Annotated in this window: 10 protein-coding genes; all 10 read right to left on the bottom strand. The window is 70.6% G+C overall.

What is annotated here, in order from left to right; all coding sequences use genetic code 11:
• Position 1 precedes the first annotated feature (1 nt).
• Entirely contained in the window at positions 2 to 2,620 is a 2,619-nt protein-coding gene (locus tag ACF1CT_RS14690) for a tetratricopeptide repeat protein (protein ID WP_391784176.1), read from the bottom strand.
• Between the two features lie 61 nt (positions 2,621 to 2,681).
• Positions 2,682 to 4,004: a hypothetical protein gene (locus ACF1CT_RS14685; RefSeq protein ID WP_391784175.1), complete on the bottom strand. Its 1,323-nt coding sequence runs from the start codon at positions 4,002 to 4,004 to the stop codon at positions 2,682 to 2,684.
• A 197-nt stretch (positions 4,005 to 4,201) separates the two neighbouring features.
• Positions 4,202 to 5,251 carry a glutamate ABC transporter substrate-binding protein gene (locus tag ACF1CT_RS14680; RefSeq protein WP_391784174.1) on the bottom strand — a complete coding sequence of 350 codons (1,050 nt, stop codon included), beginning with the start codon at positions 5,249 to 5,251 and terminating at the stop codon, positions 4,202 to 4,204.
• A gap of 11 nt (positions 5,252 to 5,262) precedes the next feature.
• On the bottom strand, positions 5,263 to 6,687 hold the full coding sequence (locus ACF1CT_RS14675) for a hypothetical protein (protein ID WP_391784173.1): 1,425 nt from the start codon (positions 6,685 to 6,687) through the stop codon (positions 5,263 to 5,265).
• Positions 6,688 to 7,117: 430 nt separating this feature from the next.
• The gene (locus tag ACF1CT_RS14670) at positions 7,118 to 8,092 is read right to left on the bottom strand and encodes an N-acetylglucosamine kinase (protein ID WP_391784172.1); all 975 of its coding nucleotides are present in this window, start codon (positions 8,090 to 8,092) and stop codon (positions 7,118 to 7,120) included.
• Positions 8,083 to 9,348: a 6-phospho-beta-glucosidase gene (locus ACF1CT_RS14665; protein ID WP_391784171.1), complete on the bottom strand. Its 1,266-nt coding sequence runs from the start codon at positions 9,346 to 9,348 to the stop codon at positions 8,083 to 8,085. The genes ACF1CT_RS14670 and ACF1CT_RS14665 overlap by 10 nt, the downstream gene beginning before the upstream one ends.
• Positions 9,349 to 9,350: 2 nt before the next feature.
• Complete coding sequence (locus ACF1CT_RS14660) at positions 9,351 to 10,253, bottom strand: carbohydrate ABC transporter permease (protein ID WP_391784170.1); 903 nt, start codon at positions 10,251 to 10,253, stop codon at positions 9,351 to 9,353.
• Between the two features lies 1 nt (position 10,254).
• Positions 10,255 to 11,136 carry a carbohydrate ABC transporter permease gene (locus ACF1CT_RS14655; protein WP_391784227.1) on the bottom strand — a complete coding sequence of 294 codons (882 nt, stop codon included), beginning with the start codon at positions 11,134 to 11,136 and terminating at the stop codon, positions 10,255 to 10,257.
• Positions 11,137 to 11,233: 97 nt separating this feature from the next.
• On the bottom strand, positions 11,234 to 12,571 hold the full coding sequence (locus ACF1CT_RS14650; protein WP_391784169.1) for an ABC transporter substrate-binding protein: 1,338 nt from the start codon (positions 12,569 to 12,571) through the stop codon (positions 11,234 to 11,236).
• Between the two features lie 66 nt (positions 12,572 to 12,637).
• The gene (locus ACF1CT_RS14645; protein ID WP_391784168.1) at positions 12,638 to 13,861 is read right to left on the bottom strand and encodes an ROK family protein; all 1,224 of its coding nucleotides are present in this window, start codon (positions 13,859 to 13,861) and stop codon (positions 12,638 to 12,640) included.
• Positions 13,862 to 14,022 lie beyond the last annotated feature (161 nt).

The raw sequence follows: 14,022 nt of genomic DNA, 5'->3' as shown, positions 1-14,022 counted from the left end.
CTCACACCCACGTTCGGGGGCGGAAACGGTTGGCCCGCTCCACCAGTTCGATCCTCTCGTCGCCGGGCTCAGCGAGCCGGGCGAGCGTCCGGTACGACCGTTCCAGCCCGAAACGCAGGCCACGCTCGTCCAGCTCACTGCCGAGCAGTGTCCCCGGCCCGGCCGCTCCGGTCACCCCGGTCGGTCCATTGGGCCCGGTCGGTCCATTGGGCCCGGTCGCCGGGCGGCCGGAGAGCACCCAGTCGAGCGCCGTGCCCAGCACCTCCGTCGACAATTCCTCGCGACGCACCGGGTCCAGGCCGAAACCGGTGAGTTCCGACACCTGGTCCGCCGCGGCCGCCAGATCGGCCATCAGCGGCTCGTCCGGCGCCCGTCCGCGCAGCCGCGCCCGTACGGCGGCGACCCTTGCCGCCGTGTAGTGGATCGACGACTCGGGCACGGACTCCAGTGTCGCCACCGCGCCGCCGCGGTCAGCCACGGCCAACTGCACCCGGGCCAGGCCGAACGCCGCGCTGACGAAGCCGGGGTCGGTCGCCCAGACCAGACGGTAGTACTCGGCGGCGTTGTCCAACTGGCCAAGGACCTCCGCACAGATCCCCAGGGCCAGCTTGGGTGCCGGCTCGCCGGGAAACGCGTCGTACACCGCGTCGAAGGACAGCGCCGCGTTCTCGTGGTCACCGGTCACCAGCGAGGTGACCCCGCGGAACCAGACGACCCGCCAGTCGTCCGGATGCAGGCCCTCCAACTCGGTGAGGGTCCGGCTCGCCGCGCCGTGTTCACCCGTCTCCAGGAGGGCGCGCAGTTCACGCAGCCGGGTCTCCAGGGAGGCGGTCGGCACGCCGCTCAGCGCGGCGAGCAGTTCCGCGGGGGCGGTCGTCATCAACCCGGCGAGGAAGCCCGCGTTGGGGTCGTTCACATCGACCCGGGGCATCGGCAGCGCAAGGGAGGAGGCCCGTGCGTCGAAACCGGTGAGCCGCGGGGCGTGCGGGGCGTGCGGCACCGCCGCGGCGGCACCCGGCGCGACGGCCGGGACCCGGGGCCCCGGGACCACGGCACCGACGGGCAGCGCCCCGGGCGCGCCCGACCGGCTCCCGCGCCGGCCGGAACGCCCGGACGGTGCCGGGGCGACGGCCCGGGCCCCCAGCCGTGACACCTCGTCCGTCGAATCGGCGAACAACCGCGTGTCGGTGACCCGCACCTCCGTGCCGAACAGCGTCGAGAGCGCCGGACGCGGCCGGCCCGACTGCAGGGCCACCACCTCGCGCAGCACCCCGGTCAGCTGCTCCGCCATCTCCGCCGCCGAGGCGAACCGCCGTGCCGGATCCGGGTCGGTGGCCCGCACCAGCAGCCGGTAGAACGACTCGTAGGTCCGGAACACCTCGATGTTGTCCGGGTCGGGCAGCGAGTCCACGTAGACGTTGGTGTAGCCCTGGAAGTCGAAGGTGAGCACCGCGAGCGTCCGCGCGACCGTGTACAGGTCGGAGGCGACCGACGGGCCGACCTCGGCGACCTCCGGCGCCTGGTATCCGACCGTGCCGTAGATGGCCGACTCGTCATCGTCCATCCGGCGCACCGCGCCCAAGTCGATCAGCTTGAGCTGGTCCTCGGTCTGGATCGCGTTGTCGACCTTGAAGTCGCAGTACAGCCGGTTGCGGCTGTGCAGGTGCCCGAGCGCCTCCAGCGCCTCGATGCCGTACGCGCACGCCTGCTCGACCGGGAGCGGGTCGCGCCGTCCGGCCGGGGTGCGCCGCTCGTTCGCGATCTCCTTGAGCGACTTGCCGCCGACGTACTCCATCACTATGTAGCCGTCCAGCGAACCGGTGCGCTGGTCGAGGTGCTCGACGAAGTTGTAGATCCGGACGATGTTGGCGTGTTCGATCTCGGCGAGGAACTGGCGCTCCGAGATGGCGGCTTCCATGGCGTCCTGGTCACCGGTGTCGAGCAGGCCCTTGAGGACCACCCAGCGGTCCGACACGGCACGGTCGACCGCGAGGTAGACCCAGCCGAGACCGCCGTGCGCCAGGCATCCCACGACCTCGTACTGGCCGTGCACGACGTTGCCCGCGGTGAGCTTGGGCACGAAGGAGTACGGGTGGCCGCACTTGGTGCAGAACCCCTCCGTGCGGCCCGCCCGTTCGCCGCGGGCCCGGCCCACCGGGGCCCCGCAGTCGGAACGCGAACAGAACCGCTTGCGTTCCAGGACCTCGGGATTCTCCATCACCGCCGTACGCGGGTCGGGCCGCGGTACGTCCGGCACCTCGACCAGACCCGCGCCCAGCCTGCCCCGGCCGGACGCGTTCGAGGACGAACCCTTGGAACGCACCGACACCGACGGGGAGGTGGAGGCCCCGGACAGCGAACGCGACAGCCTCCCCGAGACGGATCGCCGGGAGGTCGACGAACGGGACGAGGCGCGCGACGACGCCCGGGACGACGACCGCGAACCGCTGTCGCTCCCGCGGCTGCTCGTGGCGCCGCCCGCGATCCCCGTCGGCGGCGAGCTCACCATGCCCGTCGGCGAGACGACCGGGGCCAGACCGCAGGTGTCGCAGTACAGCTCACCGCCGCCCACGTCCTCGTAATCGCCCTCGCACGAGGGGCGCTGACACTGCGTACTCATGGTCCGTCCCCCTGTCCACCGCGCCGCCGCGGCGGCCCTTGCATGGTGTGCATGACCGTGTTCACCGTCCGTCCTCCGGTCCGGAGACCCGGCGCTGGTCCAGCAGTTCGGCCGCCGTCTCCTGGTAGCGCAGTACCGCCTGGGCGGCGACCCGCAGATCGCACGGCGCGCTCCACAGCATCCGGCGTGCCACGTCGTACCGCTCGATCAGCAGCGGGTCCTCGGCCAGGCCGTGCCGTGCGACCTTCGCCCTGTACGCGTCCAGCCTGCCGCGCAGTTCCGCCCGCACGGCCAGCGGGGCGGTGACCGCGGTCAGCGACTCCCGGGCGCGCAGCAGCTCCTCTTCGGCCTCCCGCTCCAGCGTCTCCAGGAGTGGTGAGAGGCGGTGCCACCGGGCGTGTCTGCGATGGTCCGACGCCAGCGCCAGCCGTTCCTGCAGCGCGGTCGCAGGGCCGCTCACCGCGGGCACCTCGGTGGCGGCGATCTTCGCCAGTACCTCACCGCGCGCCGACCGGGCCTCGGTCAGGGTCCGGTCCGCACGGGAGAGGACGTCGCGAAGCCGCACCAACCGCTGCTCGGCGTCCTGCCGGACGGCGAGCACCGCCTCGATCTCCCGCCGCACGTCCTCCAGGGCGCGCGCCGCCCGGTCGTATCGCGTGGTGTCGGGGCGTCCGCCGCCGGGAGCCGAACTCCCCGGCCCGGACAGCCAGAAGGCCAGCGGATCGGAGATCACCTGTACCCGCAGCGTGGCCAGCTCCTCGGTGATCGCCTCCAGTTCGTCGCCCGCCGGGTGCTCACCGGGCCGGACGCCCGCCGAGTGCGCCAGCGAGCGGGTGCGGTGCAGCTCGGCGGCGAGCAGGTCTATCCGGGCGGGCAGCGCGGACCACACGGAGTCGGAGGCGACGACCATGTCCAGCGAGCGGGCGTACAGGTCGTTCATCCGGGCGACCAGCTCCTCCAGCGTGAACCGCTCGGAGAGCCTGGCCGGGCCGGTGATCGACGGGGCCGGGCGTCCGGCCGCGTGCGCGACGGTGACGCTCTGCCCCCGCAGCAGCTCGGTGAGGGCCACCAGGTCGTCCCGGTTGGGGTGGCGGCGGCGGGCCCGCACCGCGCGGGCCCGCGCCAGCGCCCCCGCGTACGCCTCGAAGTATCCCCACAGCAGCGTGATCGACTGCTCGGTGGCGGCCCAGCGTTCCCTGGTGACGCCGGTCAGATCGGCGCCCTCCAGGAGCCGGCGGCCCGCATGGTCCTGAAGGGCGAGGAGCGAGGTCTCGATCGCCTCGTGCTCCGCGCCCAGCCGGGCCAGCGCACGGTCCGCCTCGTCCCGGTCCAGGACCGGTCCGGGGGGCCTTTCCGCGTAGGGGAAGGGGCCCGCGACGCCCATCGATCACCTCTCCGCTCCTCCTGCCGGGACGGGCCCGGAAGGATCAGTGCCACTGCCTCGTCGGTCCGGGCCGCGTCCTCGCACACGGTCCGGACCGACCCGGCACCAGTGCCCTTCTCGGCGACGGGTACCCCGTCGCGCCGCCCGGTACCGCCCCGGGCCCCCGGAATCGCCGGTGCCGGACCGGACGGGTCCCGTCAGCCGGTGCCGGACGGCTTCGTGGGCGCCACCTTCCCGGGCAGCGTCTTCTCCAGCCACCTGTTGTACGACGTCGTCCAGGGGCCGTTCGCGCCGCCGCCGGTGTACTTCGCCAGCACCTGGTTGATGCGCGCCACCAGGTCGGTCGCTTCCGTGTTCGCCGCCACCCCGTAGTACTCCTCGGTGAACGTCGTGCCCTTGAACTCGACCGAGGGGTCCTGGGCGATCTGCGCCGCCGCGAGCGCGTCGTCCGTGATCACGGCGGCGACCTCACCGAGCTGCAGTCGCACCAGGCAGTCGAGCTGATTGGGAACATGGAGTCCGTCCGCACTCTGACCGGCCGGAACATGCTCGGGATCGTGGATCACGCCGTACTGCCGGTCTCCCTTCCGCAGCCGCTCCAGGTTCTTGCGGGCGCTGGAACCGTCGGCGGTGCACACCCGCTTCCCGACCAGCGACGCGTCGTATCCCGTGATCTTCATGCTCTTCGGCGCGAGAACCTGCTGACCGGCGGTGAAGTAGGGCAGGGAGAAGGCGACGTGCTTCGCGCAGTCGATCGTCATCGTACGAACCACGATGTCGACGTCTCCGGTCTCCAGCAGCTTCACCCGGTCCGCGGTCGAGACGACTCGGAAGACCACGCGCTCGTCCTCCGGCGTCGCGGGCAGGATGTCCGCGGCGATGGCCTTCGCGAGATCGATGTCGAAGCCCTGGATCCTGTTGTTCGTCGGGTCGCGGTAGCCCCAGTTGAAACTGTTCTGGTCGACGCCCACGATCAGATGGCCGCGCTTCTTGATCTCCTCGATCTTCTTCCCGTCGGCCGCGGACGCCGGGACACTCGTCCACGGATCGCAGTCGGTGGTCCGGACCGTTGTCGCGTGTGCCGTCCCCGGTCTCGTGGCGGAGACGACACCCGCCGGATCCGAGTCGATGCGGAGCGGCAGCAGCGTGAGCGAGGCCGTCACGGCGCAGGCCACGGCCATGCACGTCACGCCACCCCAGCCACGCAGCCTGCCGACGGCGGCCCTTGCCGTGTGCCTCCTGGTCATCGCCTTCCCTCTCACCGGTACTCCGACAGCCTGCGGTTGATACCGACGATCGCCGCGGCCGCTCCCAGCACCGCGATCAGGGCAGCCCCGACCGGCAGCGGGGACAGCGCGCCCCGGCCGTTCTTCGCGGCGGCCGCGAACTGTCCCTGTTCGTGGGTGCGTGCCCCATCGAGCTTCTTGTCCACCAGTGAGAAGGACTCGGCGGTCGAGTTCTTCGGCTTGGTGATCAGATCCAGTGCGCTCTCGTATTTTCCGAGCTTCTCGTCCGCGCTGGCCTGACCGTGGAGGCGCTCCCACGTGCCGACCTCGGTGAGCGCGTCCTTCACCGGGGACCTCCCCGCGTTGTCCTCGGCGTACTTCCGGGCGTTCTCCAACTGCTTCTTCAGCTTCGCCATGTCCTTGGCGAACTCGGTCTCGTACTTGTCCTTGTCGTTCTGGGCGAGCACCGAACCCCGGGCGACAAGACCGACGTTCTCATCGGCTCGTGCCCGCAGGGAGCTGATCCACGCGGCGTTGAGCTCCTTGAGGGACCGCTGCCCGTTCAGCTCGGCGCTCCGCAGCTCGGACCGTGCCACCGTCTGTCCGACGGCCAGCCACAGCAGGAGCACGGTGGAGGCGGCGGTCGCGACGAGCAGTCCGTGGTTGAAGACCCGATTCGTGCCGCGGTAGTTGCGCCGCTGCGCCCAGCCCAGCGCGACCAGCGCCACGACCCCGAGTCCGGTCGCGAAGAACGGCCACGCCCTGGCGTCGTCGCTGTCCCGGTCGAGCCGATCGGTCTCCGCCTGGTACAGCCGCTCGGCGGCCGGCAGCAGGACGACGGTCATCTCCTGGTTCGCGTAACGGAGATAGGCGGAGCCCAGCGGATATCCGAGACGGTTGTTGGCGCGGGCCCGCTCGATCAGTCCCGTGTACCGGGGAAGCCCCTGGCTGAGGGTGGTGATCTCGTGTCCGGAGTTCGTCGACGCGTCGGTGTCGGCCGCGGCCTCCACCAGGAGCCTGGACGCCAGAGTGATGTTCTGCTCGTACTCGGCGATGTTCTCCTTGCGCGCGTCGGGGTTCTTCTTGTTCTCGCCGGGGTTCTCGTCCGACTCCTCGGACCTGACCAGGAAGTCGCCGGTCACGGCGGTGTCGGCACTGGCCAGCGACTTGTAGAGATCGGCAGCGTTCTTGCTCAGCTGCTGGCTGCGTCCCACCACGTCGTTCGCGGCGTCCGCCCGGCCCTGGACTTCGAGCGCCGTCACGGCCCCGAACGCGACGACGAGCAGGGCCAGCGCGGCCCCGATGATCCGGAGCCTGCCCGGCTCGGTCGTCGCCGCGGCCCGCAGGCGTCCTGTCGTGACGGCCCAGACGCCGGGGTCCTGCGGAGCGGGCACGGGTGCGGGCGGCCGGGGCCGCGCCTGTTCCTGCGCGGTCCGCACGTTCGGCGGGTGTGTCACGTGCTCTCCCCCTCGGTCGCCGTCGATGGCCCGGCCCCCGGCCGGTCGGGGGACTGGTACCCGGCCAGAAGTATGGCCGCGCGAACCGTCGCACACACGGTGAACGCCCGGATCGCGCATCGGTCCGCTGCCGGACCCCTCCGCATTCGATCAAGGCGCGCGCCGCCGATCAAGCCGATCGGCGGACCGAACCCCGAATCGGCTCGATCTCCCCACCCATGAACACGTTCGGGGCGGCTGACCGGTTCCCGTACGCGGGAGGCGTCCCGCGGCGCACGGCACCGGGGACGCCTCCTGGGGCGAAACGACGGGATCCCTCCCGAGGATCCCTCCTGAAGGATCCTTCCGAAGAGCCCTTCTGAAGGGGTCCTTTCGAAGGGTCCTTCCGAAGAGTCCTCCTGAAGAGCAACGGCGGGAGGCCGACGACGGGTCAGTGGTACTGGGCGCGCAGCCTCTCGTGCACCTCGGCCGCCGCTCCCGTGCGATCGAGGCCGAGCAACGCGGCCCCCAGCACCGGGGGTTCCGTCACCACCCGGACGACCGCCCTCGGGGCCCGCGCCGCGAGAAGCTCGGAGATCCCCTCGTCCAGCTGCGGGTGACGGGCCGCCAGCACGCTGCCGCCCAGCACCACCGGGGCTTCCTCGTCCAGCAGATCGAGCCTGGTCAGGGCGACCGACGCCATCGCGACGACCTCCTGGGCCAACCGGTTCACCAGCGCGCCCGCCACCGGGTCCCCGGCCGCCGCGGTCGCGAACAGCACCGGGCTCAGCTCGTGCCTGCGCTCGAAATCGATCCGGCCCAGGTGCAGCGCCTCGATCAGCGCGTACATGGAGTCGAGCCCGAAGTGTCCGGGCAGCGTGCGGGCGAGCTCGGTCGGCTCGCCGCGCCCGTCCTCGGCCCGGGAGGCGAACCACATCGCCTCCTCGGCCAGCCCGGCACCGCCGCCCCAGTCGCCGGATATCCGGCCTATCGCGGGGAACCGGGCGGTCCGCCCGTCCGGCACCATGCCGACGCAGTTGATCCCCGCACCGCAGACGACCGCCACGCCCCGGGGCTCGTCCACCCCCGCGCGCAGGATGGCGAAGGTGTCGTTGTGGACCTCGACCGTGTCGCCCCAGCCGCGGGCGCGCAGCGCGGCGACCAACTGCTCCTCCTCCACCGGGAGGTCGGCGTTGGCGAGGCAGGCCGACACGTGGGCGACGGCCCCGGCCGGTACGCCCGCCGACTCCAGCGCCCGGTCGACGGCCGCGCCGAGCGCGTCGACGGCCTCCTCGATCCCCACCACCGGCGGCTGGAAGCCACCACCGCGCGCGGTCGAGAGAATCGTTCCGTCAGCACCGATCAGGGCCACGTCGGTCTTGCTGTTCCCCGCGTCTATCGCGAGGACCGAAGCGTTCACGCCCACGCCAGGTGCTCCCGGTTGTGCGCGATCAGCTTGTCGGTGAGCGCCTCGGCGTACTCGAACTGGCCGATCAGGGGGTGCGCGAGGAGCGCCTTGAACACCCGGTCCCGACCGCCGCGCAGCGCCGCTTCCAGGGCCAGGTCCTCGTACGCCGTCACGTGGGAGATCAGCCCCGCGTACAGCGGGTCCAGCTCTGGCACGGCGAGCGGGGTCGCGCCCGTCCCGTCGACCGCGGCCTGTACCTCGATCACCGCGTCGTCCGGCAGGAACTCCAGCGTTCCGCGGTTGTACGTGTTCACCACCTGCACCGGGGAGCCGCCCGAGCCGAGCAGCGAGGACGCCAGGTCCACCGCGGCCTCGGAGTAGAAGGCGCCGCCGCGCTTGGCGAGCAGCGCGGGCTTCTCGTCAAGCGCCGGATCGCCGTACATGGCGAGGAGTTCCTTCTCCATCGCGGCCACCTCGGCGGCCCGGGACGGCTTGGTGCCCAGCTCCCGCACGACCTCGTCGTGCGCGTAGAAGTACCGCAGGTAGTAGGAGGGGACGACGCCGAGCCGGTCGACGATCGCCCGGGGCATGCGCAGGTCGTCCGCGATCGCGTCGGCGTGCTCGGCGAGCAGCCTCGGCAGCACGTTCTCGCCGTCCGGGCCGCCGAGACGGACCCCGAGTTCCCAGGTCAGGTGGTTGAGCCCGACGTGGTCGAGGTGCACCTGGTCCGGTGTGACGTCGAGCAGCCGGGCGAACTTCCGCTGGAAGCCGATCGCCACGTTGCACAGGCCGACGGCCTTGTGGCCGGCCTGGAGCAGCGCCCGGGTGACGATGCCGACCGGGTTGGTGAAGTCGATGATCCAGGCGTTCGGGTTGGTGCGGCGGACCCGTTCGGCGATGTCCAGGACGACCGGTACGGTGCGCAGCGCCTTGGCGAGGCCGCCGGCTCCGGTGGTCTCCTGGCCGACGCAGCCGCACTCCAGCGGCCACGTCTCGTCCTGGTTGCGGGCGGCCTGGCCGCCGACGCGCAGCTGGAGCAGGACCGCGTCGGCGTCGGCGACGCCCGCGTCGAGGTCCGAGGTGGTGACGATCCGCCCCGGATGGTCCTGCTTGGCGAAGATCCGCCGGGCCAGTCCGCCGACGAGTTCGAGGCGGTCGGCCGCCGGGTCGACGAGCACCAGTTCCTCGATGGGCAGCGTGTCGCGCAGCCTGGCGAATCCGTCGATCAGTTCGGGTGTGTAGGTGGACCCGCCACCCACTACTGCGAGCTTCATGGTCAGCCCTTTACTCCGGTCAGTGTGACGCCCTCGACAAACGCCTTCTGGGCGAAGAAGAAGACGAGGATCACGGGGGCCATGACCAGTACGGTCGCGGCCATGGTCAGGTTCCAGTCGGTGTGGTGCGCGCCCTTGAAGGACTCCAGTCCGTAGCTCAGGGTCCAGGCGGCCGGGTTCTCGGAGGCGTAGATCTGCGGTCCGAAGTAGTCGTTCCAGGCGTAGAAGAACTGGAAGAGCGCGACGGCCGCGATGCCCGGTTTGGCCATCGGCAGGACGACCCTCAGCAGGGTGCGCAGTTCGCCGCAGCCGTCGACCTTCGCCGCGTCGAGGTACTCGTTCGGGATGGTCAGCAGGAACTGCCGCAGCAGGAAGATGGAGAACGCGTCGCCGAACGCCATCGGGATGATCAACGGCCAGAGCGTGCCGGACAGGTCCAGCTGCTTCGCCCAGAACAGGTACATCGGGATGACGACGACCTGCGGCGGCAGCATCATCATCGAGATGACGAGCATCAGCGACAGATGCCTTCCGCGGAAGCGGAACTTGGCGAGTGCGTACGCCACGGGCAGCGACGACACGACGGTCAGGACGGTGCCGAGCCCCGCGTACAGCAGGGTGTTGCGCCACCAGGTCAGGAAGCCCGGGGTGTCGAACACCTTCCGGTAGTTGCTCCACTCGAAGGGGTGCGGCCACAGGTCGCGGGTCAGCGCCTGCTGGTCGCTCATCAGCGAGGTGAGCACGAGGAAGACGAACGGCAGCACGAAGAAGAGCGCCGCCGCCACCCCGAGCGCGTGCACGGCGATCCAGTTGAGCAGCGCCTTGCGACGCGCGGTCCGTCCGGCCGGTGTGTCCGGGGCGGCTTCGGGGGCCGTCGCCGTACGGGTGTCGAGAGCCTGCGCCACGTCACTCACCTGCCTGGATCAGCCCGCTGCGGCGCCGCATCAGCAGTGCGGTGAACGCCATGGCGAGGACGAACAGAACGAGCGCGACCACGCAGGCGGAGCCGTAGTCGAAGCGCTGGAAGCCGAGGTTGTAGACGAGCTGGGGCAGCGTCAATGTCGACTTGTCGGGATAGCCGGGTTCGAATTGCTGCCCGGAGCCGCCGATCACTCCGGAGGCGACTTTCCCCGCCACGAGTGGCTGGGTGTAGTACTGCATCGTCTGGATGATCCCGGTGACCACGGCGAACATCACGATCGGCGAGATGTTCGGCAGGGTGACGAAGCGGAACCGCTGGAACGGGCCGGCCCCGTCCAGTTCCGCCGCCTCGTACTGCTCCTTCGGCACGTCGAGCAGTGCGGCCATGAAGATCACCATCAGGTCGCCCACGCCCCATACCGCCAGCGCGGTCAGCGCGGGCTTGGACCAGGCGGCGTCCGTGAACCAGCCGGGCGTCGGCAGCCCCAGCTCGCCGAGGAGCGAATTGACCGGTCCGGTACCCGGGTTGAGGAGGAAGACGAAGCCGAGCGTCGCCGCGACCGGCGGCGCCAGGTACGGCAGGTAGAACAGGGTGCGGAAGACCCCGGCCCCAGTCTTGATCTTGGTGATCAGCAGCCCGACACCGAGACCGAAGACCACCCGGCAGGCCACCATCACCACGACCAGCCAGAGCGTGTTGCGCAGCGCGGGCCAGAACAGCGGGTAGTCCGAGAAGACGAACGACCAGTTCTTCAGCCCGCTGAACTCGGGGGTGGCGAAACCGTCGTAGGAGGTGAAGGAGAAGTAGACCGTGGAGATCAACGGGTAGGCGAAGAAGACGCAGAACCCGATCAGCCACGGCGACATGAACGCCGCGGTCCGAAGCGCCGACCTGCGGCGCTTCGAACGCAGCGTGTACGTGCCCGCACGCGTCGGCGTACTCGTGGACGTGCTCATCGCGGTACTACTTCGCCTGCGCGATCGCGGCGTCGATCTCGGCGGCGGTCTTCTCCAGCCCCGCCTTGATGTCCTTCTGCTTGCCCTTCTCGATGTCGAATCCGAGGTTCTGCAGGGAGACCAGGTACGCGCCGCCGTTCACCGAGGGCGGGGTGGTGGTGCTCTTCGGGTTCGCGGCGATGTCCAGGAAGGTCTTGAACCGCGGGTCGTACTTCAGCTTCGGGGACTTCAGCGCCTCCAGCGTGGAGGGCACGTTGTGGATGGCGTTGGCGAAGTCGACAACCGCGTCGGTGTCCGTGGTCATGAACTTGACCAGTTCCCAGGCCGCGTTCTGCTTCTTCGACGTGGCGGCGACACCGGCGACCGTGCCGGTCAGGTAGCCCTTGCCGTAGGTGTCGCGCTGGTCGTCGGCGACGGGCATCGGGGCCACCCCGATCTCGAACTCCGGCTTGGTCTCCTCGGCCATCCCCAGCCGCCACTCGCCGTCCAGCTGCATGGCGACCTGGCCGGTGTGGAAGGGGTGCTTGGCGCCCCACTCGTCGCCGAACGACGCGCGGTACTTCTCCAGCTTCTCGTACCCGCCGAGGTCGTCGACCAGCTTCTTCTGCGTGGTGAGCATGGCGGCGAACGCCGGGTCCTTGACGATGTTCGACTTGCCGTCCGCGTCGAAGTACTTCGGGTCCCAGCCCCCCAGGTAGTGCTCGGTCGTCGACTCGTAGCCGTGGTAGTTGGGCATGAAGCCGAGCTGCTCGTACGAGTCGCCCTTGGTCTTCGTCAGCTTCTTGGCGACCGCGGCCAGCTCCGACCACGTCTCCGGCGGCTTGGCGACACCGGCCGCCTTGAACGCGTCCTTGTTGTAGTAGAGCCCGTAGGCGTCACCGAGCAGCGGGACGGTGCAGCGCACCCCGTCGAACTGCGTGTACTCGTTCATCGCCTTCGGGAACGTCTTGTCAGGGTCGATCCCGTCCCGCTTCAGGAAGGGGTTCAGGTCGACGAACGCCTTCGACGAGCAGAACTTGCCCACGTTGTTCGTGGTGAACGACGAGACCACGTCCGGGGCGTTGGAACCACCCGCCCGCAGCGCCTGGTTGATCTTGTCGTCGGTCATGTTGCCGATGACCTTCACATGGATGTTGGAGTGCTTCTTCTCGAAGGCGTCGACCGTCGCCTTGATCGCCGCGACCTCGCCGGGATCGCTCCAGCCGTGCCAGAAGGTGATGGTGGTGTCCTTGGACGCGTCATCCGAGGCACCGGAACTGCTCTGGCCGGTACAGGCGGAGGCGAGAAGTGTGAACGCGGCGGTCGCGGCGAGCGCGGCGGCCGTCTTCCGGCGGTTTCCGGACATGACGGTGACTCCCGGTGAACGATGGGTCGGAGAGAGGATGACGTGCGGAAGGAACGGGAAAACGGTTCAGCGCGACGTGTCGAAGACTTCGTCACGAGTGGTGGCCAGCGCACTTTCCAACGCGCCGCGCAGGACGGGACGGTGGGTCACGTCACCGGCGATCAGCCGGGGGCGGGAGGCCGCCAGTTCGAGGAGCTCGGATTCCACCCGGCGGCGCAGCGGCTCGCCGCCGGCCGCGATCACCTCGCCGGACAGCACGACCACCTCCGGGTCCAGCACGGCGATCATGGAGGCGAGACCGGTCGCGAGGCCGGTGGCGTACAGATCGAGGAGCCGGGGGTACGGGCCGTCGTCGCCCGCCCGGTCCGCCTCGGCGGCCCTGGCGATCAGCCGGGCCGCGGCCTCGTGATGGGTACCGGAGCCGCGGGCCGCCCCGTCCTCGATGCCGAGCTCCCTGGCCAGCCGGGCCAGCACCTGGGCGCCCGCCAGCTCCTGGAACCCGCCCGAGTTCGCCTTGGTGACCTGCCGGACCAGCGGCGCGCCCGGCACCGGCAGGAAGCCGACCTCACCGGCGCCGCCGGTGAAGCCGCGGTGCAGCCGTCCGTTGATCACGAGGGCGGCGCCGAGCCCCTCCTCGTTCCACAGCAGGACGAAGTCGTCGTGCCCGCGTGCCGCGCCGAGCCGTTGTTCGGCCACCGCGACCAGGTTCACGTCGTTCTCGTACTCGACCGGCATCGGCAGGAACGCGGCAAGCTCCTCCAGCAGGGTGGGGGAGTGCCAGCCGGGCAGGTGCGAGGCGTACCGCAGGCGGCCGGTGCCCGGATCGAAGGCCCCGGGGGTGCCGATGACGACCCGGTGCACCTCGGAGCGGGTGAGCCCGGCGTCCTTGATCGCCCCGTCCAGGGCGTCCGCCACCTGCCGCACCACGGAGTCGGCGCGCCGCCCCGGGGTGCGCAGTTCGAACTCCCCGACCGTCTCACCGGTCACATCGGCGACGGCCGCGAGGATGCGCTGGGCGTTCACGTCAAGCCCCGCGACGTGCGCTGCCCGCGCGTTCACCGCGTACAGCTGGGCGTTGGGACCCGGCCGCCCGACCACGGTCCCGGTGGCGACGACCAGCCCGGCCGCCTCCAGCCGCGCCAGGAGCTGGGAGGCGGTGGGCTTGGACAGTCCGGTCAGCTTCCCGATCCTGGTCCGGGAGAGGGGGCCGTGCTTCAGCAGCAGGTCGAGGGCGGCCCGGTCGTTCATGGCCCGCAGAACGCGGGGGGTACCCGGTGTGGTTCCGGCCATGAGCTTCCACCCGCCCTCTGTTAGGAAAGTTTCCTATTCTGTGAGAGGACCGTATGGCGCCCGCGCCGGGGCGTCAATGGTCGGCATCGCTGCGGCAACCAAAGCGTTACGTGGCGTCCGCCTGCCGGACGCCTCGCGATGCCCCGACACCGCGTCCGGGG

The organism is Streptomyces sp. NPDC014734 (assembly GCF_043083325.1).
Taxonomy (GTDB): Bacteria; Actinomycetota; Actinomycetes; order Streptomycetales; family Streptomycetaceae; genus Streptomyces.
This window is presented reverse-complemented; position numbering and strand designations above follow the sequence as displayed.

Bases quoted from the DNA above. Each gene is read 5' to 3' on its own strand.
- ACF1CT_RS14645 (WP_391784168.1), bottom strand. From the start codon at position 13,861: ATGGCCGGAACCACACCGGGTACCCCCCGCGTTCTGCGGGCCATGAAC.
- ACF1CT_RS14680 (WP_391784174.1), bottom strand. From the start codon at position 5,251: ATGACCAGGAGGCACACGGCAAGGGCCGCCGTCGGCAGGCTGCGTGGC.
- ACF1CT_RS14655 (WP_391784227.1), bottom strand. From the start codon at position 11,136: ATGTCGCCGTGGCTGATCGGGTTCTGCGTCTTCTTCGCCTACCCGTTG.
- ACF1CT_RS14690 (WP_391784176.1), bottom strand. From the start codon at position 2,620: ATGAGTACGCAGTGTCAGCGCCCCTCGTGCGAGGGCGATTACGAGGAC.
- ACF1CT_RS14685 (WP_391784175.1), bottom strand. From the start codon at position 4,004: ATGGGCGTCGCGGGCCCCTTCCCCTACGCGGAAAGGCCCCCCGGACCG.
- ACF1CT_RS14665 (WP_391784171.1), bottom strand. From the start codon at position 9,348: ATGAAGCTCGCAGTAGTGGGTGGCGGGTCCACCTACACACCCGAACTG.
- ACF1CT_RS14650 (WP_391784169.1), bottom strand. From the start codon at position 12,571: ATGTCCGGAAACCGCCGGAAGACGGCCGCCGCGCTCGCCGCGACCGCC.